Source organism: Catenulispora subtropica (assembly GCF_039531675.1).
GTDB lineage: Bacteria > Actinomycetota > Actinomycetes > Streptomycetales > Catenulisporaceae > Catenulispora > Catenulispora subtropica.
Genome location: NZ_BAAAQM010000008.1, coordinates 13753 through 38562 on the forward strand (window position 1 = coordinate 13753; position 24810 = coordinate 38562).

Annotated in this window: 20 protein-coding genes; 9 read left to right on the forward strand and 11 right to left on the reverse strand. The window is 69.2% G+C overall.

All coding sequences use genetic code 11. The annotated features are described in order from the left end of the window. Window positions 1-7: 7 nt before the first annotated feature. Window positions 8-985 carry a DUF2690 domain-containing protein gene (locus ABD466_RS09240; protein ID WP_344656545.1) on the reverse strand — a complete coding sequence of 326 codons (978 nt, stop codon included), beginning with the start codon at window positions 983-985 and terminating at the stop codon, window positions 8-10. 238 nt (window positions 986-1223) lie between these two features. Between ABD466_RS09240 and ABD466_RS09245 the strand changes: the two genes are divergently transcribed. Continuing rightward, entirely contained in the window at window positions 1224-1748 is a 525-nt protein-coding gene (locus ABD466_RS09245) for a DUF2690 domain-containing protein (protein WP_344656546.1), read from the forward strand. Window positions 1749-1823: 75 nt separating this feature from the next. Then, window positions 1824-2852, forward strand: coding sequence for a DUF2690 domain-containing protein (locus ABD466_RS09250; protein WP_344656547.1), 1029 nt, complete (start codon window positions 1824-1826; stop codon window positions 2850-2852). Window positions 2853-3113: 261 nt separating this feature from the next. Here the strand turns inward: ABD466_RS09250 and ABD466_RS09255 are convergent, their stop codons facing one another. Next, complete coding sequence (locus ABD466_RS09255) at window positions 3114-3581, reverse strand: MarR family winged helix-turn-helix transcriptional regulator (RefSeq protein WP_344656548.1); 468 nt, start codon at window positions 3579-3581, stop codon at window positions 3114-3116. A 56-nt stretch (window positions 3582-3637) separates the two neighbouring features. Here ABD466_RS09255 and ABD466_RS09260 point away from each other — a divergent pair, with 56 nt between their 5' ends. The 7 genes from ABD466_RS09260 to ABD466_RS09290 all read left to right on the forward strand — a co-directional run bounded on the left by ABD466_RS09260 (window position 3638) and on the right by ABD466_RS09290 (window position 14240). Then, window positions 3638-4690 carry an ABC transporter substrate-binding protein gene (locus tag ABD466_RS09260; RefSeq protein ID WP_344656549.1) on the forward strand — a complete coding sequence of 351 codons (1053 nt, stop codon included), beginning with the start codon at window positions 3638-3640 and terminating at the stop codon, window positions 4688-4690. A gap of 88 nt (window positions 4691-4778) precedes the next feature. Then, window positions 4779-6203 carry an APC family permease gene (locus tag ABD466_RS09265; protein WP_344656550.1) on the forward strand — a complete coding sequence of 475 codons (1425 nt, stop codon included), beginning with the start codon at window positions 4779-4781 and terminating at the stop codon, window positions 6201-6203. Between the two features lie 41 nt (window positions 6204-6244). Continuing rightward, window positions 6245-7243, forward strand: coding sequence for an acetamidase/formamidase family protein (locus ABD466_RS09270; protein ID WP_344656697.1), 999 nt, complete (start codon window positions 6245-6247; stop codon window positions 7241-7243). Window positions 7244-7597: 354 nt separating this feature from the next. Then, a complete protein-coding gene (locus tag ABD466_RS09275) occupies window positions 7598-8377 on the forward strand; it encodes an ABC transporter ATP-binding protein (RefSeq protein ID WP_344656551.1) in 780 nt (259 codons plus the stop codon). Window positions 8378-8382: 5 nt separating this feature from the next. Next, window positions 8383-11319, forward strand: coding sequence for an ABC transporter permease (locus tag ABD466_RS09280; RefSeq protein ID WP_344656552.1), 2937 nt, complete (start codon window positions 8383-8385; stop codon window positions 11317-11319). 175 nt (window positions 11320-11494) lie between these two features. Next, on the forward strand, window positions 11495-13156 hold the full coding sequence (locus tag ABD466_RS09285; RefSeq protein ID WP_344656553.1) for an alpha-amylase family glycosyl hydrolase: 1662 nt from the start codon (window positions 11495-11497) through the stop codon (window positions 13154-13156). Between the two features lie 97 nt (window positions 13157-13253). Further along, window positions 13254-14240 carry a zinc-binding alcohol dehydrogenase family protein gene (locus ABD466_RS09290; protein WP_344656698.1) on the forward strand — a complete coding sequence of 329 codons (987 nt, stop codon included), beginning with the start codon at window positions 13254-13256 and terminating at the stop codon, window positions 14238-14240. A gap of 153 nt (window positions 14241-14393) precedes the next feature. Here the strand turns inward: ABD466_RS09290 and ABD466_RS09295 are convergent, their stop codons facing one another. The 9 genes from ABD466_RS09295 to ABD466_RS09335 all read right to left on the reverse strand — a co-directional run bounded on the left by ABD466_RS09295 (window position 14394) and on the right by ABD466_RS09335 (window position 24461). Then, entirely contained in the window at window positions 14394-16172 is a 1779-nt protein-coding gene (locus tag ABD466_RS09295) for a glycoside hydrolase family 15 protein (RefSeq protein ID WP_344656554.1), read from the reverse strand. Between the two features lie 69 nt (window positions 16173-16241). Next, a complete protein-coding gene (locus ABD466_RS09300; RefSeq protein WP_344656555.1) occupies window positions 16242-16802 on the reverse strand; it encodes a TIGR00725 family protein in 561 nt (186 codons plus the stop codon). 124 nt (window positions 16803-16926) lie between these two features. Then, the gene (locus ABD466_RS09305) at window positions 16927-17478 is read right to left on the reverse strand and encodes a hypothetical protein (protein WP_344656556.1); all 552 of its coding nucleotides are present in this window, start codon (window positions 17476-17478) and stop codon (window positions 16927-16929) included. A 134-nt stretch (window positions 17479-17612) separates the two neighbouring features. Beyond that, complete coding sequence (locus tag ABD466_RS09310) at window positions 17613-18587, reverse strand: oxidoreductase (RefSeq protein ID WP_344656557.1); 975 nt, start codon at window positions 18585-18587, stop codon at window positions 17613-17615. A 34-nt stretch (window positions 18588-18621) separates the two neighbouring features. Then, complete coding sequence (locus ABD466_RS09315; RefSeq protein ID WP_344656558.1) at window positions 18622-19110, reverse strand: glutathione peroxidase; 489 nt, start codon at window positions 19108-19110, stop codon at window positions 18622-18624. 23 nt (window positions 19111-19133) lie between these two features. Next, the gene (locus ABD466_RS09320; protein ID WP_344656559.1) at window positions 19134-20843 is read right to left on the reverse strand and encodes a glycerol-3-phosphate dehydrogenase/oxidase; all 1710 of its coding nucleotides are present in this window, start codon (window positions 20841-20843) and stop codon (window positions 19134-19136) included. Window positions 20844-20969: 126 nt separating this feature from the next. Further along, on the reverse strand, window positions 20970-22079 hold the full coding sequence (locus tag ABD466_RS09325; RefSeq protein WP_344656560.1) for a GuaB3 family IMP dehydrogenase-related protein: 1110 nt from the start codon (window positions 22077-22079) through the stop codon (window positions 20970-20972). Window positions 22080-22182: 103 nt separating this feature from the next. Next, window positions 22183-23679, reverse strand: coding sequence for an IMP dehydrogenase (guaB, locus tag ABD466_RS09330; protein WP_344656561.1), 1497 nt, complete (start codon window positions 23677-23679; stop codon window positions 22183-22185). Between the two features lie 170 nt (window positions 23680-23849). Continuing rightward, window positions 23850-24461, reverse strand: a complete 612-nt coding sequence (locus ABD466_RS09335) for a response regulator transcription factor (protein WP_012785233.1) — start codon at window positions 24459-24461, stop codon at window positions 23850-23852. Between the last annotated feature and the right edge of the window lie 349 nt (window positions 24462-24810).

Sequence of the window (24810 nt, forward strand, 5' to 3'; positions counted from 1 at the left end):
GGAACCTTCACATCGGAGGTCGACACCGCGTGCTGCCGGTCGCGGTTGCCTGACCGACATTCAGAGTCGCGGAGGCGACGACACAGCCCATACCCGTCAGCAGCAAGTCGCTATACGTCTGGTCAATGTGGCCGAGGCGGAAGGATGACTGGGCGCCTTCGGCGGGACGCCCAGCCTGGATCGTCACTGTTCCCTGGTCCGGGTTGCCGAACACCCCGTCAGCGGGATCGAACCGGGCCCACGCGCCGTTGCAGCGGCTCGAAAAGCGTAATGACACGGTTCCCACCGACGAGCCGATCGGCAGTGTCCGACCGTCGATTCTCCCCGGCGAGATCAGGACGACCGCGCTGGAGTCGAGGGTCCGGGCGTCGCTGTCGCAGTGGCTCACTTTGGGATCCGTGCCGTCCTCGACGGCGATGGGGGCGGAGTTCGAGGGCGCGAACACGTAGATGAGCAGGGCCACGATCGTCGCCATCTGAAGCACCGCGAGTCCCGAAATGATCCGCGCGCGCTTTCGCAGGCTCCGCAGGGTCTCCGGGCCGCCCTGACCGTCGCGGTCGGTATCCCCCTCGCGGCTCAGCGGCCTGCCGCCGGCGGTGACGGGCCAGAACGCTGTCGTCGGTGCGGGCAGAACACGCCGCATGAGGACCGGGGCCAAGGACGGGTCGGGCTCTCCGACCGCCTCGACCGTGGATCGCTCGTCCTCAGCCCGCGAGCTGTTCACTTGATCACGAACCTGACGGAGCCTCTCACGCCACCACTGCCAGTCTCCACCGCAGACCCTGACGAACTCACGTGTGACGTTCTCGGAAGGAAGTGCCCGACCGTCGACGGCGGCGGCCAACGCGCTTTTGGACACGTCACAACGACGCGCCATCTTCCAGAACGGCGGTTCGCCGGCGACCGCACGTAGCGCCCGAAGCTCGCACGCGAAGCGCTCGGCTATCCCCGCGTCGGGATCCAGCGCACGCATCCGCCTTCCCATGCAAACCTCCTCTGTCCCCATCAGCATGCAGGTCCGTCTGCCCAGAAAATCAGAGCACGAAGGTTGAAGGAAAGACAGCAGCCACCCGAGGCGTGGACAAAACGGCACGGCGGATTGTCCAGAATTCATTGTCGCCCCGCTGACCAGGTAGTTCCATGAGGCGTCGTGCCCTGCGGGCCGGAGATCCGTCACCGGCCATTGATCACCATCAACTGATCACACTACGGAGGAACGCGCCATGTCCCACGAGATCAAGATGCTGTCACGCACGCGAAGACTGGTTCCGGTGCTGTGCTCGACGACGCTCTGCCTTGCCCTCGTCGCACCGGCCCGGGCTGCCAGCGACCCCCTCGATCCGTACGACGCCGGCTGCGTTGCGGGGGCGTACGCGGTGTCGTCGGCGTACATCGCTCAGGGCTTCCCGAACAAGACCGGTGACACGGGCTTCGGGAAGCTGCACCTGATGTACAGCCCTCACTGCAGGACGAACTGGGCAGAGTTCGACGGATATCCGTCCGGCTTCAGTTTCGACCTCTTCGTCGAGTCCAACGGCGGCTCGGGCTACCAGTTCAAGGCAGAGCAGTGGACGTCGGCCGGCGACGAAGTCGCGTGGACTGACATGGTCGACGGCGTCGACAAGTCCACTGGTCTCGGCAGGCCGGCGGGAGTACGGGTCTGCGAGTGGAATTCGAATGGGACGTACGTGAACTACGCGGAGATGGTGCAGCAAGGGCTGCCGCCGCTCGCCAGCTGTGGCGACTGACCCGCGACAGGGTCCACCGCCCGTGTTTCACCTCGCGAACCACCGAACCGAACGCACTGCGGACGAAGGAGAACCGTGATCACAGCGTTGGCAAGACCGAATCGGCCCTCGCGCACCCTGAGCGCGCTCATACTGGTCGGCCTGTTGATTTTGTCCGCTCTCGGCCTGCAGACCGCACAGGCCCCGGCCGCCCACGCCCTGGGCACGGGACGGGCCTGCATCTTCTTCGCTCCGGCAGGCGCACGGGGGCTCGGGCACGTCGGCTGGGCGGTTCGCGTCGACCAGCAGGACCTGTGGATCTTCGGATCGACCGAGGACACGAGCCAGAACATCATCGCCCCGGCCGCCGGGCAGGCGGGCTACTACTACGACGACAACCAGGCCTGGTCAGCGACATCGTCGTGGCACGAAGTACTTGCCTCGTTCCAGGGAACCCAGGCGCCAAGCGCCGCGACCCCGGACTCCGGCCTTACGACGATCCCGCATTCCGCGAACTACTTCGAGGACTACACGTGTGAGGACGTGCCTAACAGCGCCGTGACGGCGGCCAAAGACGTCATCGCGACGCTCCCGACCGTTGGGTACGGCATCATCACGAACAACTGCGAGGACCACGCGTACAAGGTCCTCGCCGCCTACAACGCGCCGAACCTCATAGCGCCGGTAACCGATCCGTCGCCCGCGAACTGGTACGGGGACACGGTCAACCAGTGGAACAGCGCAGACATCACCCTGCCCGACTGCGATCGACAAAACTGCGACAACCAGGACCCCATCCAGGCCTACTGCACCAATGTCTACCGCTCCATCACCTCCGCGTCATGGCCCACTGGCACCATCGAGCTACGGTGGAGCGACGACTGCTGGACGAACTGGGCGCGCTTCACCCCAGCCGGCGGGCAGGACGGCGTGAACGTCCAGATATGGGTGGAACGGCAGTCCTCAACCAACGACGGTGGGATCCCCGCGAGGGTGGGCGGTCACTACTCCTTCACCGTCAACTCCAGCGTTGGGCCCTACTGGTCCAACATGCTTTACTCGCCGGGCCCCGCGCGTGCCTGCTTCAGCGTGGGGGGTCCCGCCCACTGCACCAACTGGGTCTGACGGAGCCGATGACCGCGGTCCCGGACCCCGTGACCTGCAGAGCCCCGGGCTCCGTGAGTCACGGAGTCCGGGGTTCTTCGTCTCGGCCCGGCGGCGTCGTCGCGTCGCGCCAGCGTCCCTCGGCCATGCCTCGATGACGGTGGCCTCCGCCGGCGGCCCCTCGCGGGAGCGGCCGGGCCAACGTGCTCGCCGCGAGCTGGGGAGCCGTGGCCGTCGCGAGTTACGCGCGCTGATGCACGCCCCTCGTCTGTGGCGAACCGCTCACTGTCGGTCGGCGCCTTCGGCTGCCCGCTCGTCGGCCCGGTCCGCGGACCGGAGCCGCTGCAGGATCGCGATGGCGTCTGACAGTCCGTTCGTGCCCAGTCGGCGCGCCAGTACCTGTTCGTGGGCTTCGACGATCGCCTCCAGCCTGGTCAGCAGTCGGCGGCCGGGGTCGGACAGGTGCAGGTCGATCCGTCGGCCGTCGTGCAGCGACTGCTTCCGGTAGACCAGTGCGCGATCCACCAGTCCGTCCAGAAGCCTGGTCAGGGATGGCGCGGCGATCTGGGTGCGTTCGGCCAGCTCGCTCGTGGCGGTGCCGTCGGCGGCGTCCGGGTGGCCGAGAAGGCGGAGGACGCGCCACTGGTCCACGGTCACCTGCTCGGCGGCCAGCCGTTCGGCCAATTCCTTGGACAGCGTCCGTTGGGCCGATGTAAGGACGCTGACCAGTCGGTCTTGGCTGCCGGTCACCCGTGCTTCCTCCGATCACCGTTGGCGGAATTACACTGCGTGACTATACTCAGCGGATGTCCAACTCGGCGTCTGTGCTGGTAGACCCGCTGGCGGCGTTGATCGAGGGCCCCTCCAGGGCGGCACTGCGGCTGGCCCTGGCGGTGCCGTTGTCAGGACCGCTGGGCATGACCGGGCCGGCCGCACTCGCCTGCGCGATGCTCGCCGCTGAAGAGGCGAACGAGTCCGGTGGACTCCGCGGCCGGGCGCTGGAACTGGTGACGGTCGACGCCGGGCGGGCGCCGGACGAGGTCGCGGCCGATATGCGGGGGCTCCTCGCGGCAGGGGCTGTGGACGCTGTGTGCGGGTTCCACACCAGCGACGTGCATCGGGCGCTCAAAGCCGTGACCGCGAACCGGACGCCTTACGTATTCACGCCCCCGCATGAAGGCGGGCGGCCTGGGCAAGGTGTCGTGCTGCTGGGTGAGAGTCCGCGCGAGCAGCTGGCGCCGGTCACGGCTCAGCTGTCGGCCCGCCGGGCGCTGCGCAGGTGGGCGCTGGTCGGCAACGACTACATCTGGCCGTGGGCGGTGCACGCGGCGGCGGTGCCCATGCTCCGGGCGTCGGGTGCTGAGGTGGTGCTCGATCGGCTCGTGCCCTTCGGTGGCGTGGACGCCGAGCGGTTGGTCTCCGAAGTGCGCCGGTCCGGGACGCAGGTGGTGCTGCTCAGCCTGGTCGGCCGGGATCTCGCGACGTTCAACCGGGCGTTCGCGCGGGCCGGCCTCACCGACCGGATTCTGCGAGTCTCGGGCGCACTGGAGGAGAACGGCCTGCTGGAAGCCGGCGGTGACGACAGCGGTGAGCTGTACGCGGTGATGCCCTGGTTCGCCTCCGAAGCCGATGTCGACGGCTTCGCGCAGCGGTACGCCGATCGCTGGGGACCGACCGCGCCCGCGCTGGGTGCTTATGCGCACGGCTGCTATCAGGGGGTCCGGCACATCGCGGCGCTGGCGGCTGCCGACGCGCTGAACGTGCGATCGCTGGGAACGACGGCACCGGGCCCCACAGGGAGGAGGAACCGGGCCAAACTCGCGCGAGCCGACGGCCTGACCCTCACCGTGGTGCACTGATCGGTCACCGTCCGCAAGATACTTCCGAATGGAAGTAATGTGGCGTAGTCTCCCGGCCACCGGATCAGCGGTAGTCGAGGAGGACGGCATGGGCGGACAAGCGGACGCCGGGGGCGTCGAGCAGTTCGGATACGCGCAGGAGCTCCAGCGGTCGCTGCGGTTCAGCGACCTGTTGGTCTACGGGTTGATCTTCATGGTGCCGATCGCACCGTTCGGCATCTTCGGCGGGGTCTATCAGGGCTCTGGCGGCATGGTCGCTCTGGCCTACGTCGTGGGCATGGTCGCCATGATGTTCACCGCCGGCTCCTACGCGCAGATGTCCCGTGCCTTCCCGATGGCCGGTTCGGTCTACACCTACGCTGGACGCGGCATCGCGGCTCCCGTGGGCTTCCTCGCCGGCTGGGTGATCATCCTGGACTACCTGCTGGTCCCGGCACTGCTCTACTTGATCGCCAGCGTGGCCATGAACTCGCTGGTCCCCGGAATCCCGGTGTGGCTGTGGCTGGTCGCCTTCGTGCTGCTCAACACCGCTGTCAACTATTTCGGCATCGAGATGACGGCGCGCATCAACAAGGTCATGCTGGTCGGCGAACTCGTCGTGCTCGCGGTGTTCCTGGCGGTCGGGATCGCGGCACTGGCGGCGGGCAAGGGCCACGGCTCCGGGCTGACCCCGCTCTACAACCACCACACGTTCTCCTGGAGCGTGGTGTTCAGCTCGGTGTCCATCGCAGTGCTCTCCTTCCTCGGCTTCGACGGGATCTCCACGCTCGCCGAGGAGAACAGGGACTCGGTGCGTTCCATCGGCCGGTCCATGGTCGCCGCCCTGCTGCTGGCCGGCGTCCTGTTCATCGTGCAGACTTGGGTGGCCGCGCTGCTGGTGCCGGACCCGGCCGGACTGATCGCGAACGGCGATCCGGACGGTACGGCGTTCTATGACGTCGCCCGCTACGCCGGCGGCGCCTGGCTGGCCACTCTGACCGCCCTGACGACCGCGATAGCCTGGGGATTCGCCAACTCGCTGGTGGCCCAGGCGGCGACCTCGCGGCTGCTGTTCGCGATGGCCCGGGACCGCCAGTTGCCCACGTTCCTGGCCCGGGTGCACCCGGTGCGCCGGGTTCCCTCCAACGCGGTCTTCCTCGTCGGCGGTGTGTCCCTAGCGCTGGGCGTCTATCTGACGACGCGAGCAGACGGCATCACCCTGATGAGCACACTGGTCAACTTCGGGGCGATGACCGCGTTCCTGGTGCTGCACGTCTCGGTGGTCGTGCACTACGTCATCCGGCAACGCAGCCGGGACTGGCTGCGGCACCTCGTCTTCCCGGCGCTCGGCTTCGCGATCCTGCTGTATGTGGTGATCAACGCGAAGGTCGCCGCGCAGATGCTCGGTTTCGTCTGGTTCGCCATCGGCGTGGGCGTGCTCGTCACCTTGCGGCTGCTCGGCCGCAAGCCGGCACTGGCCGGTATCGCGATGCAACAGCCGGACGCCGTCGTCGCCGAAGGCGGTACCTCGTGACCGACTTGGAGGTGGTGCGGTTCGACCCCCGCCCGGAGCAGATGCGCTACGCCTTCGGCGGAGGGCGGCCGGTGCTGCGGGTCCGGCCGGGCACCGTGATCGAGCTGACCACGGAGGACTGCTTCGGCGGCAAGGTTCGCGAGGTCACCGATCTGCCGAGCCGGGTGTGCGTGTTCCCGGAGTTGAATCCGGTCACCGGGCCGATCCACGTCGAGGGCGCGCAGCCGGGCGACCTGCTGGCCGTCCACTTCATCGACATCCGCCCGCGCCGTGACTGGGCCGTCTCCTCTACATTCCCGCACTTCGGGGCACTGACGGCGACCCATACGACGGCGATGCTGCACCCGCCGCTGGACGAAGTGGTCTGGCGATACGACGTGGACGTCGAGGCGGGCGTGGTCCGCTACCACGCACGGCGCGGCGACCTCAGCGTGGAGATGCCGTTGGACCCGATGCACGGCACCGTCGGTGTGGCGCCGGCCGGCGGCGAAGTGGTCATGTCGATCACCCCGTCCGCGCACGGCGGCAACATGGACACTCCGGAACTGCGGGCCGGAACCACGCTGTATCTGCCGGTCAACGTGGCGGGCGGCCAACTCGCCATCGGCGACGGGCACTGCCGCCAGGGCGAAGGCGAGGTCTGTGGCACCGCGGTGGAGGCCGCGATGGACACCGTCATCGTCGTGGACGTGATCCCGGGGGCGGCATCCGGCTGGCCCCGGCTGCAGAACGACGAGTACCTGATGACCACCGGCTCGGCGCGGCCCTTGGAGGACGCTTTTCGCATCAGCCAGCACGACCTGGTCGTCTGGACCGCGGAGCTGCTCGGCCTGGACCCCCTCGACGCCCTGCAGCTGGTCAGCCAGACCGGCCTGGCCCCGGCCGCGAACGTGGTGGACACCAACTACACGATGGTCGCGAAACTGCCGGTGACGATGCTGGGAGCGGCGCAGCCCTATGACGGCGTCCACGCCCGGCTGCGCGCGACCGGGAGACGGTATCTCGACGAGGCGGGGCTGCGGCCGATCGGCCGAGGTTGACGAAGTCCGCGTGAAGACAGCCCCCGGCAGGGTTTCCCAGCGGGGGCTGTCTCCGCGCCGGCCAGCGTCCCGGCGTCAGCCGGCGTCCCGGCGTCAGCCGGCGTCCCGGCGCCCGGCGGCAGGTGAGTGGCGCGGGGAGCCGAGCCGACCGCGGCGGCCGTGTCGGCAGCGTTACGGGGCTGCAGAAGCGGTGCGCCTGAGTCTTCGCCGGGGACCCGTCGTCGTCGGCCCGGTCCGGACGACGAAGGACGATCGGCTCCGTCACCTAGGGCCTTTGGTCCCTATCAGTTGATGGTCGCGCTTGATGGGCTGGAGGTTACGGCGGGCCGTCCGGCTCTCTTGGAGGTGGCCCCAGTGGGAATCGCAGAGGAGACGGACCCGAGTCCACTGCTGCTGGCGGAGAAGGTTCAGAAGGTGTATCGAACCGGCCGAGTGGTGGTCCACGCGCTGATCGACCTGGATCTCAGGGTCGACGCCGGCGAGATGGTGGCGGTCATGGGGCCGTCCGGATGCGGTAAGACGACCCTGCTCAACTGCCTGTCCGGCCTGGACTCCATCGACGGCGGCCGCGTCCTGATCGATGGGACCGACCTGTTCGCGATGTCGGACGTCGAGCGCACCTCGCACCGGGCCGCGAACATGGGGTTCGTCTTCCAGGCCTTCAACCTGGTGCCGGTCTTCACCGCCGCTGAGAACGTCGAACTTCCGCTGTTGCTGACCGGCGTCGCGCAGCAGCAGGCCCGGGAGCGCGCCGTGGAGATGCTGGACCGGGTCGGCCTGAAGGACCGTGCCGAGCACCGGCCCGGTGAGATGTCGGGCGGCGAGCAGCAGCGGGTCACGATCGCCCGCGCGCTGGTCGCCAAGCCGGCGATCGTCTGGGCGGACGAACCGACGGGGGCGCTGGACACGCACATGGCCCAGCAGGTGATGGACCTGCTGTGCCGGCTCAACCGCGAGGAGCGGCAGACCATCGTGCTGGTCAGCCACGACCCCGCGGTCGGCGAGCGTGCGAGCCGGCTGGTGCGGATGCGTGACGGCCGGCTGGAGAGCGACGGGCGAGAGGTCCTGACCGGTGTCGACGGCCGTGGGCTCCGCCCCGACGAGCAGCGTCCCGGGGCGGCGAGAGCGGGTTAGCGGCCATGTATCCCAATCTCACCCCCACACTGCTCGCCCTGCTGGGAGCCGCGTTCGCGGCGGCGGCGTTCATCGCGATCCGCAAGCCTTTCCTGCGGCGCCTGGCGCTCCGCCAGGTCTCCCGGCGCCGGACCGAGGCCATGCTTGTCGTCGGCGGATCCGTTCTCGGGTCGGCCGTCATCGCGGCCGGTCTCATCGTCGGCGACACGTTGAACTACTCGGTCGGGCAGAACGCCTACCAGCATCTCGGGCCGGTCGACGAGATCGTCGACTCCTCCACGCTCGCCGCGGGCGCGCACGCTGCCGACCTCCTCGCGCCGCTGAAGCATGATCCCCGGGTAGACGGGCTCATGACGGTTCACATGGAGCAGACAGCGGTCGCTTCAGGCATCTCGCGGGCGGTGCCGCGCGCCTACACCATCGAAGCCGACTTCACCCAAGCCGCGGCGTTCGGCGCGGCCGGCGGTCCCTCCGGGCTCTCCGGGACGACTCCCGTGCCCGGACAGACGGTCGTCAACTCCGACCTCGCCACGGCGCTGCACCTCAAGACCGGCGACCCGGTGACGCTGTACGTGTTCGGGCAGCCGGTCGTGGAAAAGGTCGCGCGGATCGTGCCCACCCGCGGCCTGGCCGGGCTCGGGGAGTCCAACTCGGACGGGACGGCCTTCGTCGCCCCCGGCACGTTCGCCGCCGCGGCCCAGGCGGTCCCCGGCGCCCAGCCCCGGACCCTGACTCTGGTGTCCAACGCCGGAGGGGTCACCTCCGGCGACAAGCTGACCGCGTCCGTCACCGCCGAGATCCGGAACCTGCTCGGCTCCTCCACCGGCACCCAGGCCGCAGTGCAGACCCCGAAGCACGACGTGCTGAAGGCGGCACGCGACGCCGGAAACGGCATGGGCTCCCTCTTCCTGTTCATCGGGAGCTTCTGCATCATCGTCGGCGTCGTGTTGCTGATGAACATCTTCGTGATGCTCGCCGAGGAGCGGAAGCCGGAGATGGGGATGCTGCGCGCCATCGGCCTGAAACGCAGCCGGCTGGTTCGCAGCTTCCTGATCGAGGGCAGCGTCTACGCACTGGCCGCCTCCGTGCTCGGCGTGCTCCTCGGCATCGGCGTGGGGCGGCTGGCGGTGGTCGTCGCGGCCCGGATCTTCCGCAACGGCGCCGGCGGCGGCAACAGCAATTCACTGAGTCTCGTCTTCCACTTCACGGCCACCAGCCTGGTGAACGCCCTGGCGATGGGGTTCCTCATCGCGTTCCTGACGGCCCTGGTGATGAGCGTGCGGATCAGCCGCTTCAACATCATCGCGGCGATCCGGGACCTCCCCGCCCCGGGGATCGCGGCGATGCGCACGCGCACGGTCGTCCTATGCCTGGCCGGCTCACTGCTGGCGGCCGCGCTGTCGGTCCCCGCCGTCGTCGGCGGCCGCTCGGTCGCGTTGTACATCTGGCCGACGGTCGCGATCATGCTGGCCATCCCGGTCCTGACCAGGTTCGCCCCGCCGCGGGCGGTCTACACCGCCACGTCCTTCGCGGTGCTGGCCTGGACGTCGCTGGCCAACACGGTCCGCCCGCACGTGTTCGACACCAACTCGACGGCCACCTACATCATCATGGGCTGCATCCTGATCATCGCCTCGGTGATCCTGGTGAGCCAGAACCAGGAGACGCTGCTGCGCCCGTTCCGCCGCGGGATCGAGCGCCCCACCGCCGGCGGCCTCACCGCGCGGCTCGCGGTCACCTACCCGCTGGCCCGCCGCTTCCGCACCGGGGCGCTGCTGATGATGTACAGCCTGATCGTCTTCACCCTGGTCCTGCTCAGCGTGCTGAACTCGATGATCCAGGGAACCGTCAGCCAGGGCGTCTCGTTCGCCACCGGCGGCTACGCCCTGCGCCTGGACTACAACCCGGCCACACCGCCGGACGTCGTCAGCTCACTCGGGACGTCGCCGTTCGCCGGACGGGTCGCGGCGGTGGCCCCGCTGACCGTCGCCCCGGCCAAGGTCCAGGACCTGGGGCCGCACGGGCTCGGTCCGGCCAACGTCACGGTCGTGGGCCTGCCCGGCGCGGTCACCCGCGGCGACGGCTTCGCGCTGATGAACCACATGGCAGCGCTCGGCCCGGACGACCGTTCCGCGTGGCGCGCCGTCGCGTCCGATCCCCGCTACGTGATCCTCGACCAGTACGTCGCGGTGCAACCGGGGCCGGCGCAGACCCTGTACACGTCCGGCGACCACGTGACCCTGGTGGACCAGGCGACCGGCCGTACCGAAGTGAAGACCATCGCCGGCGTCATGAAGACCTCCGCGGCCTTCCTCGGCATCGGCGGCCGCGTCGCGTACCCGATCCTGATGAGCGACACCGCGGCCAAGTCCGAGTTCGGCGCGCAGGCGGTGTCGTCGGCCGCGCTGGTCACCCCGGCCGCCGGTGTCTCGGAGACATCCTTGGCGGCGGAGTTGCAGGGCCACTATCTGACCGGCGGCATGGTGGTCACCCCGATCGCCCAGCAGGTGCGGCAGAACTACAACGCGACCCTCGGCTTCTTCCAACTGATGCAGGGCTTCCTGATCCTCGGACTGCTCATCGCGGTCGCGGGCCTCGGCGTGGTCATGGTCCGCGCGGTGCGAGAGCGGCGGCGCACGATCGGAGTGCTGCGAGCGCTGGGCTACCAGGCACGGTGGATCCGGGGCGCGTTCCTGGGGGAGAGTGCGCTCATCGCCACCGAGGGCATCGTGCTGGGCACCACCTTGTCGGTGTTCGTCAGCTATCTACTCTTCCGCAACAACGCCGCGTTCAGCGGCTACGAGGTCGGGTTCTCGGTTCCGTGGATCGCAACGTTCGTCATCACTGGGATCGCGTTCCTCGCATCCATGGCGGCGACCTACCTGCCGGCACGCAAGGCCGCACAGACGTTGCCCGCGGTGGCTTTGCGCATCGTCGATTAGAGGCCCTCAGCGAAAAGTTCGGCTTCGGCCTGAGATCATCCCGATGCGGCACGGGCAAGGCGACAGGGTTCCAAGCCACGCCCTAATATGCCGAACTCGGTATGGCGTAGCGCGGGTACGGTGGTGCGCCGCACACCGGACAGCGTTCGCCCGTACAACGTTCTGGAGCCCCGCGATGCACGATGACCAAGCCGCCGACGCCAGCGTTGTCGATGCCTCTGTCGCTGGATCCGCCGGCGCCGATGCCCGGCCGCCGCAGTGGCTGCGTGACGCCGTTGTCTACCATATCTACCCGCAGTCCTTCGCCGACTCGGACGGCGACGGCGTCGGCGATCTCGCCGGCGCGTTGGCGCGCCTGGACCACCTCTCGCTGCTGGGTGTCGACGTGGTCTGGTTCAGCCCGTTGTTCGCTTCCCCGTTCGGGGACGCGGGCTACGACGTCAGCGACTACCTGGCCGTCGCTCCGCGCTATGGGACCGAGCAGGACTTGGTCGTCTTCATCGAAGCGGCTCGTTCGCGGGGGATCCGGGTCGTCCTGGATCTCGTCGCCGGTCACACCTCCGATCAGCACCCTTGGTTCCGCGATTCGGCCGCCGCGGAGCCGGGCGCCGGGGTCGCCGACCGCTATATCTGGTCCGAGGCGCGGCCGTCGGACTACTGGGTGCCCTCTCCAGGTGGCAGGAGCGGCTCCTATCTGCCGAACTTCTATTCCTTCCAGCCGGCGCTGAACTACGGTTACGCCCGCTTGGATCCCGCCGAGCCTTGGCGTCAGCCGGTGGACGCACCGGGCCCGCGTGCCAATCGCGCCGCACTGCGCGAGATCATGGCGTATTGGTTCGACCGCGGCGTGTCCGGGTTCCGGGTCGACATGGCCTTCTCGCTCGTCAAGGACGATCCGGGCAGTGTTGAGACCAGCAAGCTGTGGCGCGAGATTCGGGCCTGGTTGGAGGTCGAGTACCCGGACCGGGCTCTGATCGCCGAATGGGGTGACCCGAAGACCGCTATCCCGGCCGGCTTCCACGCCGATTTCTTCCTGCACGCCGTGGGCCCCGTCCTGCGCTCGCTGTGGAACAACGGTGAGGGCACCTACGATCCGTCATGGGGCACCGATCCCTGCTTCTTCGACCCCGACGGCCTCGGCTCGCCGAAGGTCTTCCTGGAGGCCTGGAACGAGTTCACGAACAGCGCCGGTGGGACCGGTCTGGTCGCGCTTCCCACGGCCAACCACGACTTCTCCCGTCTGACCTGCGGCCGCCGGACCGCTGAAATGGTCGCCCCTGCCTTCGCGTTCCTGCTGACCTGGCCCTGCCTGCCCACCATCTACTACGGCGACGAGATCGGAATGCGCTATCTTCCGGGGCTGTCCCCCAAGGAGGGGAGCTACGTCGGGGTGGAGGCCCGCCAGGGCTCACGGACTCCGATGCAGTGGGACGCCACCGACAACGCCGGCTTCTCCACCGGTCCGGCCGAATCCCTTTACCTCCCCATCGATCCCGAACCCGGACGCCCCACCGTCGCGGCACAACTCGCCGACCCGCGATCCCTGCTCCACAAAGTCAGGGATCTGATCGCCGTCCGCCGAGCGACACCCGCTCTGGGCGCTGCGGGCTCGGTCGAAGTCCTCCACGACGGATACCCCTTCGTCTACCTGCGGGGCGGCACACACCTGGTCGTCGTCAACCCGCGACGGGCCGCCGCATCGGCCGATCTGCCCCCGGACCTCGGTATCTCGTCGGTGCGGTCGATCGCCGGGGGCGACGGTATCCACCTGGAGCCGCACGCGGTGACCGCGCCGGGGTTCTCCTACGGCGTGTTCGAGCTCCTCACCGTTGAGTGACGACATCGTTCATCGGCGCCGCCGTCTCCGTGCGCACGGAGGCGGCGGCGCCGAACATGGTCAGGGGCCGTGATACGGCATCATGATCTCTGTGACGATGCGCGCGGTGGTGCTGTCCGGCCCGGGGCCGGTGGAGAACTTGGAGATCAAGGATCTGCCGATGCCCCAGGAGCGCGAGGGCTGGGTACGGCTCCGCGTGGAGGCGTTCGGTCTGAACCGCTCCGAGTACCACACTCGGCTGGGCTTCGCCCAGGGGGTGACCTTCCCGCGGGTGCCCGGCATCGAGGCTGCCGGCACTGTCGACTGGGCGCCGGAGGGTAGCGGGCTCCGCCCGGGTCAGCGAGTCGTCACCATGATGGGTGGGATGGGCCGCGTCTTCGACGGGGGCTACGCCGAGTACACGCTGGTGCCGCGGGAGCAGGTGATCCCGTTCGAGTCCGAGTTGCCGTGGGAGGTGCTCGGCGCGGTGCCGGAGATGCTTCAGACCGCGTACGGCTCCCTGACCGTCGGCCTGGACCTTCAGCCGGGCCAGACGCTGCTGATCCGCGGCGGCACGTCGTCGATCGGGATGGCGGCGGCCGCGCTGGCCAAGCGGATCGGCGCGACGGTGCTCGCGACGAGCCGACGCGCCGAGCGGTTGGACACGCTGCGGGAACGCGGCGTCGACCACCCTCTGCTCGACGACGGCGAGGTGGCCGCGCAGGCTCGCGCGCTCTACCCCGTGGGCGTGGACGCGGCCTTGGAGTTGGTCGGCACGCCGACCTTGCCGGACACCCTGCGCGCCACCCGGATCCACGGCACGGTCTGCATGACCGGCATGCTGTCGGACGAATGGACCGTCCCGGACTTCTACCCGATCGGCTACATCCCCAGCGGGGTCCGGCTCACCGGGTACGGCGGCGAGGCGGCGGATCTGCCCCGCGAAGTCCTGCAGCAGGTTCTCGACGACATCGCTGCCGGATCGCTCAGCCTGCCGATCAGCCATGTCTACGACGGACTGGAGCAGGTGCGGCGGGCGCACACCGATATGGAGACGAACGCGGCGACCGGGAAGCTCGTCGTACGCGTCCGGCATCCGTCCTGACTTCCGCATCCGTCCTGGTCGGCCGCAGGATCGACGGCCTGCCGCGCCGAGATGGTGGATCAGGACTCGATATCCGGTAGCACGGCGATGATCCGGCTGCCGTGGCGACCGGCTCGTGCAGATCGGCCAGGGCTTGAGCCGGCGGACGGCGCGTCAGCTCTCAGCCAGTAAGAACGCCGTGTTGACGAGCGCGACATGGGTGAACGCCTGCGGTGTGTTCCCCAACTGCCGTCCGGCCCTCGGATCCCACTGCTCCGAAATGAGCCCGAGGTCATTGGAAATGGCCGCCACTTGCTCGAACAGGGCGCGGGCCTCTTCCTTGTGCCCGATCGCGACCAGCGCGTCCGCGAGCCAGAAGGAGCATGCCAGGAAGGCGCCTTCCTCGCCGGGCAGGCCGTCCACCGCGCTGTCGTTCGCAGTGCCCGTGGAATAGCGGCGTACGAAACCGTCGTGGCTCAGGCCGTCGCGGACCGCTTTGACGGTGCTGACCACCCGTGGGTCGTCCGGCGGAAGGAAGCCGGTCTTCACCACGAACAAGGTCGCCGCGTCGAGGGTCTTGCCGCCGTAGTACTGGGTGAACGCGCCCAGTTCCGGGTCGTAGCCCTTGGCGCAGACGTCTGCGTGGATCGCGTCGCGTGTCCAGCGCCACCGTGCCAACGGTGCGGTCATTCCCGTGGCCTCGGCCATCTTCACCGCGCGGTCGAAGGCGACCCAGCACATGATCTTCGAGTGCACGAAGTGGCGGCGGCCGCCGCGGACCTCCCAGATGCCTTCGTCCGGCTCGTGCCAGTGACCCTCCAGGAAGTCCATCAGTGCCTTGACCAGGCCCCAGACGTGGCGCTCCGTGGGGATACCGGCTTCCAGGGCGGTGTGCAGCGTGTCGATCACCTCGCCGTAGACGTCCAGCTGGAGCTGCTCCACGGCGGCGTTGCCGAACCGGACTGGGACAGAGCCCTCATAGCCCGGCAGCCACTTGGCGACCAGCTCCGGCAGCCGGCGTTCGCCGCCGACCCCGTACATGATCTGCAGGGCGGCCGGGTCGCCGGCGACGGCGCGCAGCAGCCATTGCCGCCAGGCCACGGCCTCCTCGATACAGCCGCCGCGGAGGAGCGCCGACAGCGTCATGGTGGAGTCCCGCAGCCAGCAGAAGCGGTAGTCCCAGTTGCGCTCGCCGCCGATCTGCTCCGGCAGCGAGGAGGTCGCCGCGGCGACGATCCCGCCGGTGGGCTGATAGGACAGCGACTTCAGCACGATCATCGAACGCATCACCAGGTCCTGGTAGGGGCCCTGGTACCGAGCCTTCGTGGACCACTCGTACCAGCCGTCCAGGGTCTCCCGCAGAGACTTCTCGGCGTCCTGCCCGGGCGGCACCGTGTAGTGCGACGGCATCCAGCTGAGGATCATGGGGAGCCGCTCGCCGGCGCGTACGGTGAACTCGGCGATGGTGGCGAAGCCCTTGCCGTAGGAGTGGATCGAGGGGTGGTCGCGCATCCACACCGAATCCGGCCCGGCTACCGCGACCCGCTGGTTGTCCGTTCGCCGCACCCACGGCACCACGCGGCCGTAGTCGAAGCGCAGCCGGAGCTCCCCCCGCATGTCCACGGAGCCTGAGATGCCCTCGACGATGCGGATCACGTCGGGCGTCGCATCCCGCTGCGGCATGAAGTCGATGACCTTCGCCGTGCCGGTCGACGTCTCCCAGAAGGTCTCCAGCACCAGGCTGTCGCCGACGTACGAACGGCTCGTGCACTCTGTCGCGTTCACCGGGGCCAGCAACCAGTGGCCGTTCTCCTTGCCGCCGAGCAGGGCGCCGAAGCAGCTGGGCGAATCGAAACGCGGGAAGCAGAGCCAGTCGATCGACCCGTTCCGGCCGACCAGCGCGGCCGTCTGCAGGTCGCCGATGAGCGCGTAGTCCTCGATTCGTCCAGCCACAGTGGCACTTTCCTCTTCTCGTCGCGGGTCGGACGGGCTCTGTCCTGCGACGGTACTGGCTGTCGGCGGTCAGCCCGGGGAGGCGGGACGCACCGCGGGGTCGGGTTGGCCGTTCGGCTCGGCGGCCGGATCGGGACCGGTGTTCCGGCCGCTGTTCAGTCGGGCCAGCGCCTCGTCGACCGCCTCGTCCGGGGTCAGGACGTAGACCGGGCCCGTCGGCACGGGGCGACCGTCGTCGCCGTCCACATGCCAACCGCCGAGGCACACCACCGGGGCCGTACCGCGACGAAGAGCCAGCGCGACCTCTGACATGGTGCCCCAGCTTCCCCCGACGGCGATGACGGCGTCCGCGGAGTTGATGATGACCACGTTGCGGGCCTGTCCCATGCCGGTGGGGATGGCGATGGTCAGATCAGGGTTCGCATCCTCACGGTCGGCACGCGACAGTACGCCGACGACCGTGCCGTCGGCCTCCCGGGCGCCGGCGGCCACCGCGGCCATCACACCGCCGTAGCCGCCGCAGATCACCACGGCGCCGCGTCGCGCGAGGAGCTTGCCGACCTGCCGCGCGTGGTCGCACTCCTGTTCCGAAGCTTCAGCCGGTCCGCACACCGCGATCTGAATGGCCACGATCGCAGGCTATCCGAGTCGAGCCGTGCGGTCGGCTCAGGAACGCAGCGGGCGCCCCGATCGTGGCCGGGACGTTGGTGGGGGCCGCACCAAGGCGGCCCCCACCAACTCGTCTACATCCGATTCACTGCAGGGCGATCGGCGTGTTCGTGATCCCGTCGATCACCTGGCGCGAGCCGAGCGGGGCCGCGAGCTTCACCGTGGCCTGGCCCTGGCGGGCGATGTCCGGGCACATGACGCCGATCTTGGCGTGGGAAGTCTTCTTGAGGACGACGACGACCTTCGAGGCGTCCTCGCTCTTGACCACGAGCTGGGGCTGGTCGTCACAGCCGCCCCATTCGACCTCGGTCACCAGCGTGATGCCGTCCTTCTGCACGGAGACGCCCTGCGGGGAGACGTACTTCACCTGGGCGGACGGGGCCGTCGAGGATGATCCCGGGTTCTGGGTCTGGCCGCCGGGCTGGGAGCCGGACTGCTGGCCGGACGTTCCGCCCGAGGGGCCGGTGGTGGGCGGCTGCGACCCGTTCCCCGTGCCGGTGGTCCCGCCGGAGGGCGCGGACGACGTGCTTCCGCCACCGGCCGCTGAAGTGTCGCCGCCCGCGCTGCGGGAGGCACAACCGGCCAGCGCCATCAGCACTACGGCGGTACTCGCCGCGGTCTTGACCAGAAGCTTCATTGTGCTCCATCTCCTCGCCGTCACTGCTTCTGCGGACTTGGACGCGGCCGCCGGCGCGCGGGTTCCCACGAGTTTCCCCGATTTTTCGGACGGACCGTCAGAGCGGCCGTGAGGGCCGTCCGACGGGCCGCCGCTCAGCGGGACAGCTCCTCGTAGCCCACGCCGGTGGCGGCGACGGACTGGTCCCAGAGGGCGGCGGCCACGGCCTCGTCCCGGGCGATCGGGCTCATGAAGGCGTGGGTGGGGGCGCCGCGCATCTCTCCCGGTCCGCGCGGGCCTATGTATTCACCGCCGAAGAGGTCCACGTGGGTTGCCGCGTAGAGAGAGGGCCACGCGCCCGTGGCAGAGCTCTGCCCGGTCGCGCGGGTCACCAGATGTGCCAGTCCGGAGACGACGCGATTGTGGCGACTGAAGGAGGTCTTCGTGAACAAGCCCGTTGCCGCATAGCCGGGGTGCGCGGCGATACTCGCTAAAGAGAACCGCGCGTTCTTCGCTCTCCGGTCCAGCTCTCTGGCGAACAACAGATTGGCGAGTTTGCTGCGGCCGTACCCCGCGACGCGGTGGTGGCCGTCGGATTCGGGATTGCCGGACTTGGAACTCTCGGTGGCGACCGCCTCGAAGTCCCAGATCGGCTTGGCGTGGCGGTGGGTGAGGCTGGAGACGGTGACCACGCGCGGGGCCTCGGCGGCCAGCAGCAGCGGCAGCAGCCGGCCGGTGAGGGCGAAGTGCCCCAGGTGGTTGGTCCCGAACTGGAGCTCGAAGCCGTCGACGGTGCTCAGGCCGTCGGGCACCATCACGCCGGCGTTGTTCACGAGGATGTCCACCGCCGCCGTCCGGTCGGCCAGGTCGGCGGCGGCGTCCTCGACGGAGTCCAGGCTCGCGAGGTCGACCAGGACGACCTCGACGAGCCCGCGCGCGGAGGGGATCACCTCGGTGATCCGCTCCAGCGCGTACGATCCCCTGACCGGATCGCGGACGGCGAGCAGGGTCCGGGCCCCGTGACGCGCGAGCTCCAACGCCGTTTGGAACCCGATCCCGCTGCTGGCCCCCGTGACCATGGCGACTCGCCCCGTCAGATCCGGCATTTCCTCCGGAGTCCAATGCGGCATAGCGCCATCCTGGCGTGATCAGCCGCGCGTGTCACTATGCGGGAAGCGCGGCTTCCACGGCTTCGACCACTTCGGGGGCCTCGGGCTCGGTGCGGGGCCGGAAGCGCTTGAGGACCGTTCCGTCCGCGCTAATAAGGAACTTTTCAAAGTTCCACTGGATATCGCCGTTGACACCTTCGGCGTCGGTCGTCTTGGTGAGTTCTTCATACAGCGGATGCCGGTTCTCGCCGTTGACTTCGATCTTCTCGGTCAGCGGGAAGGTCACTCCGTAGGTCGCGGAGCAGAACTCCTGGATCTCCTCGGAAGTACCCGGCTCCTGGCCGCCGAACTGGTTGCAGGGGACGCCCAGGACGGTGAAGCCGCGCTCGGCGTAGCGCTCGTGCAGGCGCTCGAGGCCCTCGTACTGCGGAGTGAGGCCGCAGCGGGAGGCCACGTTGACCAGCAGGACCGCCTTGCCCGCGTAGTCGTTCAGGGAGCCCGGCTTGCCGTCGAGTGTGTTGATCGGGATGTCGTGAAGACTCATGTCCGCCATCAAAGCACGGGTGACTACATAACCGGCACAACGTCCGGGGCGCCGAGGCGGGCGGCGTCCGCGGTGGCGTCGTCGGGCTGCTCCTGGGACTCGCGTTCGGCGGCGATGCGCGCGGCGTAGTGCTCCACCTCGCGCTTGATCTGCTCCTCGGTCCAACCGAGCACCGGGGCGATCAGCCGCGCGGTGGGCTCGGCGGCGCCGACGCCGCGGTCGAAGGTCTCGATGGACACGCGCAGACGGCGGGACAGGACGTCGTCCAGGTGCAGAGCCCCTTCAGACTGCGCCGCATACACAACTTCGGCCTTAAGGTAATCCTCCGCGCCGGGCAGTGGCTCGGAGAGCTCATGCTGCTCGGTCATCAGGTCGAGCACCTCGTCGATGAGCGAGCCGTAGCGGCGCAGCAGATGTTCGACGCGCGCGACGTGAAGCCCGCTGCGGGCTGCGATCCGCGCGCGGTTGTTCCACAGGGCCTGGAAGCCGTCAGCGCCGAGCAGCGGCACGTTCTCGGTCACAGAGGCCGCGACGCCGCCACCGAGGCCGTGTACGGCCGCGTCGACCGCGTCCTGGGCCATCACGCGGTAGGTCGTGTACTTGCCCCCGGCGACCACCACCAGACCCGGCACGGCGTGCGCGACGACGTGCTCACGCGAGAGCTTGGAGGTCTCTTCGGACTCCCCGGCCAGGAGGGGTCGCAGACCCGCGTACACGCCCTCGACGTCGGCCCGGGACAGCGGGACGTTCAGCACCTCGTTGACGTGGTCCAGCAGGTACTGGATGTCGGTCTTCGACGCCGCCGGGTGCGCCTTGTCGAGCGTCCACTCGGTGTCAGTGGTGCCGATGATCCAGTGCCGGCCCCACGGGATGACGAAGAGGACGGACTTCTCTGTCCGAAGGATCAGTCCGGAGGAAGAGTGGATGCGGTCCTTGGGGACGACAAGATGGATCCCCTTAGAGGCGCGCACGTGGAACCGCCCGCGCTCCCCCACCAGAGCCTGCGTGTCGTCGGTCCACACGCCGGTCGCGTTCACGACCTGCTTGGCGCGGATCTCCAGGGTCCTTCCGGTCTCCAGGTCCCGCACGATGACACCGGTAACGCGTTCCCCTTCACGGAGAAAGCCCGTGACGCGCGCACGCGAAGCCACCTGGGCGCCGTAGCTGGCGGCCGTACGCGCCAAGAAGGTGACGTAGCGCGCATCGTCCACCTGAGCGTCGTAGTACTGGATCGCACCTACTAGCGCAGAACGCTTAAGAGCTGGCGCGATACGGAGGGCGCCACGGCGCGTCAGCTGGCGGTGCACAGGGAGGCCTCTGCCATGCGACGAGGTAGTAGCCATCCCGTCATACAGCGCGACGCCAGAGCCGGCATAGAAGCGTTCCCAACCGCGGCCGGTCAGCGGATACAGGAACGGCACCGGTCGCACCAGATGAGGCGCAAGCCGCTGCAACAACAGCCCGCGTTCCTTTAGCGCCTCGCGAACCAGCCCGAAGTCGAGCATCTCCAGATAGCGGAGTCCGCCGTGGATGAGTTTGGAGGAACGGGAGGACGTCCCCGACGCCCAGTCCCGCGCCTCCAGCAATCCCACGGCAAGGCCCCGGGTCGCGGCGTCCAACGCCGTCCCGGCCCCGACCACGCCTCCGCCGACCACCACGACATCGAGCTCACGCTCGGCCATGGCGGTCAACGCCGCCTCCCGCTCCACCGGTCCCAGCCGCACACTACGCACGACTCAAGCCTGCCCTATGTGAGCGCCCTGCACGCGACCGGGCGCGGCACGTCACCCGTGAAGCCGATCACAAGACGCGGTGAACGGCCACACGGGCGACGAGAAACCGACGGAAGGGAGAACGGATCAGGTCGCGACAGTGACCTCGACCCGCTGGAATCCCTTGAGCTCCGTGTAGCCGCAGGTACCCATCGCGCGGCGCAGGGCGCCGGCGAGGTTCATGGTGCCGTCCGGGGAGAAGGAGGGGCCGACGAGGATCTCCTCCAGCGTCCCCACCGTACCGACCGCCGTACGGTGCCCGCGCGGAACAGACGCGTGGTGCGCCTCGGCGCCCCAGTGGAAACCGCGCCCCGGCGCCTCCGCGGCGCGAGCCAGCGGCGAACCGATCATCACCGCGTCGGCGCCGCAGGCGATCGCCTTGGTGATGTCACCGGACACGCCCATGGCACCGTCCGCGACGACGTGCACATAGCGGCCGCCGGACTCGTCCAGATAGTCGCGCCGGGCTGCGGCGACGTCGGAGACCGCGGTGGCCATCGGGACCTCGATGCCCAGGACGTCCCGGGTGGTCTGGGTGGAGCCGCCGCCGAAGCCGACCAGGATGCCCGCCGCGCCCGCGCGCATCAGATGCAGCGCGGCCTGATAGGTGGCGCAACCGCCGACCACGACCGGGATCTCCAGGTCGTAGATGAACTGCTTGAGGTTCAGCGGCTCCGCGTTGGCCGAGACGTGCTCGGCCGACACGGTGGTGCCGCGGATGACCAGCATGTCCAGACCCGCGGAGACCGCGACGGAGTGGAACTCCGCAGTGCGCTGCGGCGACAGTGCGCCGGCCACCGTGACACCCGCGGCGCGGATCTCCTTGATACGGGCGGAGATGAGCTCGGACTGCACCGGCGCGCTGTAGATCTCCTGGAGGCGCTTGGTCACGGCGTCCTCGGACAGCGTGGCGATCTCCTGCAGGAGCGGCTCGGGGTTCTCGTAGCGGGTCCACAGGCCTTCGAGGTTGAGGACGCCGACGCCGCCGAGCTTGCCGATCTGGATCGCGGTGGCCGGGGACACCACGGAGTCCATGGGGGCGGCCATGAACGGCGTGTCGAACCGATAAGCGTCGATCTGCCAGGCGATGGAGACCTCTTCGGGGTCTCGCGTCCGACGCGACGGGACCACCGCCACGTCGTCGAACCCGTAGGCACGGCGGCCGCGCTTGGCCCGCCCGATCTCGACCTCGGTCACCTGGAGTACCTCTGCTTTCGATGGACGTACTTACGGCCCGACGCTACAGCGCCGGGCCGTGGAGTGCTCTATGTGTTCAGCTCTATGTGTACAGCGCTGCGTATCAGCGCTTCGAGTAGTTCGGCGCCTCGACGGTCATCTGGATGTCGTGCGGGTGGCTCTCCCGCAGACCCGAGGCCGTGATACGCACCAGCTGCGCGTCCTGCAGCTGCGGAATCGTGTGCGCGCCGCAGTACAGCATCGACTGCCGCAGGCCGCCGATCAGCTGCAGCGCCACCGCCGCCAGCGGGCCGCGGTAGGGCACCTGGCCCTCGACGCCCTCGGCGATCAGCTTCTCGTCGGAGTCGACCTCGCCCTGGAAGTAGCGGTCCTTCGAGTAGGACTTGTTCTCCCCGCGCGACTGCATCGCGCCCAGGGAGCCCATGCCGCGGTAGGACTTGAACTGCTTGCCGTTGATGAACAGCAGCTCGCCGGGCGACTCCTCGCAGCCGGCCAGCAGCGAGCCGAGCATCACGCTGTCGGCGCCGGCGGCGATCGCCTTGCCGATGTCACCGGAGTACTGCAGGCCGCCGTCGGCGATCACCGGGACGCCGTGCTCCTTGGCCACCTGCGCCACCTCGTAGACCGCGGTCACCTGCGGGGCGCCGACGCCGGCCACCACGCGGGTGGTGCAGATCGAACCCGGGCCCACGCCGACCTTGACGCCGTCGGCGCCGGCCGCGATCAGGTCGTGCGCGCCGGGGCCGGTGACCACGTTGCCGCCGATCACGTCGATGTGCGGGGCCTCGGCCTTGACCTTGGCGATCATGTCCAGCTCGACCTTGGAGTGGCCGTGCGCGGTGTCCACCACCAGGAAGTCGACGCCCGCGGAGACCAGGGCCTGGGCCCGCTCGAAGGAGTCGCCGAGGATGCCGATCGCGGCGCCGACCCGGAGCCGGCCGTTGGCGTCCTTGGTGGCCAGCGGGTACTTCTCGCTCTTGTCGAAGTCCTTGACGGTGATCAGGCCGGACAGCTTGCCCTCGGGGGTGACCAGCGGGAGCTTCTCGATCTTGTGCTGGGCCAGGAGCCGCATCGCGTCCTCGCCGCTTATCCCGGCCGGGCCGGTGACCAGCGGCATCGGCGTCATGACGTCGGCCACGCGGCGCGTCTTGTCGACCTCGAAGCGCAGGTCGCGGTTGGTGATGATGCCCAGCAGGGTGCCGTCCGGGGCGGTCACCGGCAGGCCGGAGATGCGGTACTTGGCGCACAGCGCGTCCACCTCGGCCAGGCTGGCGTCCGGGGAGACGGTCACCGGCTGGGTGACCATGCCCGACTCCGAGCGCTTGACCAGGTCCACCTGCGCCGCCTGGTCGGCGATCGACAGGTTGCGGTGCAGCACGCCCACGCCGCCCTGGCGGGCCATCGCGATCGCCATCCGGGCCTCGGTCACGGTGTCCATCGCGGCGCTGATCAGCGGGATGTTCAGGCGGATGTTGCGCGACAGCCGGGTGCCCGTGTCGACCTCGCTGGGCACCACCTCGGAGTAGGCCGGGACCAGCAGGACGTCGTCGTACGTGAGGCCGAGGGTCGCGAACTTGGCGGGCAGGCCGGCGTCAGACATGTCACCATCCGAATGTCAAGGGGGACCGATATGCAATCTTCCCCCAGGAATCCGGCCCGACCAAACCGATCAGTGGATGATCGCCCGGCGCGTGGCCAGGATCACACCGGCACGGCCCCGCGCACCCCGCCGCCGGCCCCTCGCCGCCGCGGCCGCCCCCCGGTCCGCCCTCAGCGGACCAGGCCCCACCGGAACCCGAGGGCGACGGCGTGCGCCCGGTCGCTGGCGCCGAGCTTCTTGAACAGCCTGCGCGCATGGGTCTTCACCGTGTCTTCCGAGAGGAACAGGTCGCGGCCGATCTCGGCGTTGGAGCGGCCGTGGCTCATCCCCTCCAGCACCTGGATCTCGCGGGCGGTCAGGGTGGGGACGGCGCCGATCTCGGCCGGGCGCAGCCGGCGCGGGGCCAGCCGCCAGGTCGGGTCCGCGAGCGCCTGGCTGACGGTGGCCCGCAACTCCGCGCGGGAGGCGTCCTTGTGCAGGTAGCCGCGGGCACCGGTGGCCACGGCGAGGGCCACGCCGTCCAGGTCCTCGGCCATGGTGAGCATGATCACCCGGGCGTTGGGGTCGTTGGACAGCAGCCGGCGCACGGTCTCCACGCCCCCCAGACCCGGCATCCGGACGTCCATCAGGACCAGGTCCGAGCGGTCGGCCGTCCACCGGCGCAGCACCTCCTCGCCGCTGTTGGCGGTGGTGACCTTGTCGACACCGGGCACGGTCGCCACGGCGCGTCGCAGCGTCTCCCGCGCCAGCGGGGAGTCGTCGCAGACTAGGATGGACGTCATTGGTCAAGCCTCCACATTCGTGAGGTTGTGACACCTATTGAGCTTATGGCGGACAGGTCCCCGTAGTCGATGGTTCGCGCCGCTTCGCCACCCCTTTGTCGACCGCGGCACGAGGCGCCGCCCGGATCGGGCGGCGGTCGGGCGGCGGGCGGGGGCGCTCGCCATCGTCACTCCGAGATGCAAAACGAGCTTCACCCGAAAGCGTTACGCGCTCCGCGATGTTTTTTTCAGACGGCGCTGCGGCGGGATCAGGCCCCGCTCGGCGGCCTTCGCCTGACGCGGGATCGGGGTCCAGGGCCGGTCCTCGGGGCACCCCGCCGCGTCGTCTCCCTCGTCGCGGGTGTCCCGC